The sequence below is a fragment of the Pseudomonas sp. EA_65y_Pfl1_P113 genome, assembly GCF_963970525.1.
In the GTDB taxonomy this organism is placed as follows: domain Bacteria; phylum Pseudomonadota; class Gammaproteobacteria; order Pseudomonadales; family Pseudomonadaceae; genus Aquipseudomonas; species Aquipseudomonas tritici.
Map to the genome: position 1 here is coordinate 1 of NZ_CAXAQM010000087.1, position 1601 is coordinate 1601.

The 1601-nt window shown below is 51.9% G+C and carries 1 protein-coding gene; it reads right to left on the bottom strand.

The genetic code is table 11. The annotated features are described in order from the left end of the window. Positions 1 to 427: 427 nt before the first annotated feature. Positions 428 to 1066: an HAD family hydrolase gene (locus tag AACY52_RS28365; RefSeq protein ID WP_339561078.1), complete on the bottom strand. Its 639-nt coding sequence runs from the start codon at positions 1064 to 1066 to the stop codon at positions 428 to 430. Positions 1067 to 1601: the final 535 nt, after the last annotated feature.

Consider the following 1601-nt stretch of genomic DNA (forward strand, 5'->3'; position numbering starts at 1 on the left):
GATAACGAGGTCGGCAGCCTCGCGTTTGAATTCAGGGGAAAAGGTACGGCGTTGTTTGGTCATCTGACACCTCGTTCTGGCGAGCATTCTCGCCTAAATGGGTGTCCGGTTTCATTAGACCACTACATCAGAGCGTCTTTGATACTCAGTGGTGGGTGGCGGTGGCGGAACCCGCGTTTGCTCATTATTGCTTGGTTTCTGGTTGTCGGTCACGCAAATAACTCCCTTAAGGTGACTAGAAGAGCGAGCGCTGCGAAGGCCCCCGCTCCGATTATAATTTCCTGGTACGCCAGATCCAGTGGCTTGGTTTTTTCAGCTACGGTGACCTTCAGCGACTCAAGCGTATCGATGTAGCAATTGTAGATGTGCTTCTTCTGCGCCTCTTCGTCTACCGCAATCAGATACCGACTTTCAGGATGCCTACCACTCACTTAGCACAATCATGACCGATGATCTGGTTAGCGAATTGCGTGAGATCGCTTATCTGCCCCAGATCTGACCGATCCAAGTGGTACCCGATTATTCCGAGACCGTTGGGGCCATCTCTGTCGCACTTTCTCGAATCACCAATCATTACTACTCGTCCTTTGTCAGCGTTGCCGTGACCGGCCTCCACGCCCATCTCACTGCATAAGGCCAAATAGATTTCAGGGGTCGGCTTCATGATTCCAAGCTCGTAACTGAAAGCGTGATACTGCACGTGCGGAAAGGCCTTCCTAATCACAGAACCGAAGGGCTGAGCTAAATTCGAACAGATACCAATGATCACCCCAGCTTCCTGCAACTTGGCAATGGCATCAAGAGCATCAGGGTAGGGCTCGACGGATGCCAGCTCTTTGCCTAACGCAGCCTTCATCTCGGTTCGCTTAGAGGGAGAAAGCTCGATCCCCAGATGTTCAGCCACTTGATCAAAAGTGAGGTTTGCCGTCATTACGAAGTGAGGGCCGTTGGGTGTGAGCGCTACCCCCTGTCGGCGGCCTTCTCTGAACAAAGCCCCATAAGGGTTGGTGCGTTGACGAATGCGAACAGCGGTACCAAACGCATCGAGTATGACGGCTGAAATCATTATGCTTTGCCTCCTGACCGACCTGATTCAAGCACCATGACTGCCCAAGCAAACCGTCGTTAAACGGTACCCGAGTCTGTTACGCCAGTCACTTCGATCATGGCGTAGCCCTCTGCAACAGAGGACTGTAAACTGATTTTTCGACTTGTTAACTGCAGTGGTTAACAGATTAAAAAACAGGTTTACATCTTTCTGAGACACCCGTTTTTCGGGTCGTTTGGGCAAACCGAACGCGACGTTAATGAGCCCAATATTTGTGCCAGATATGAAGATCCGGACGCTGCACGAGAGCAACATGACTAGTCGGCTACCCTCCCCGCCTAACGCCTATGTGAACATCTAGAAAGCCCTGCGGATTCCACGGCCATCCGGCCACCTATTCCATAAACATCCGGCCACTGATTCCACGATGATCCGGCCACCCATTCCACGCTCATCCGGCCACCCTTAAGGCAGGCAGCAACGCAGGATTAATTCACTACCATCGACCTCTTTTATCGAAGCAGAGAGGTCGTCGTGGAGCGTTTATCCATGC

Excerpts from the sequence above, each read along its gene's own strand:
- AACY52_RS28365 (WP_339561078.1), bottom strand. The coding sequence starts at position 1,066 with ATGATTTCAGCCGTCATACTCGATGCGTTTGGTACCGCTGTTCGCATT.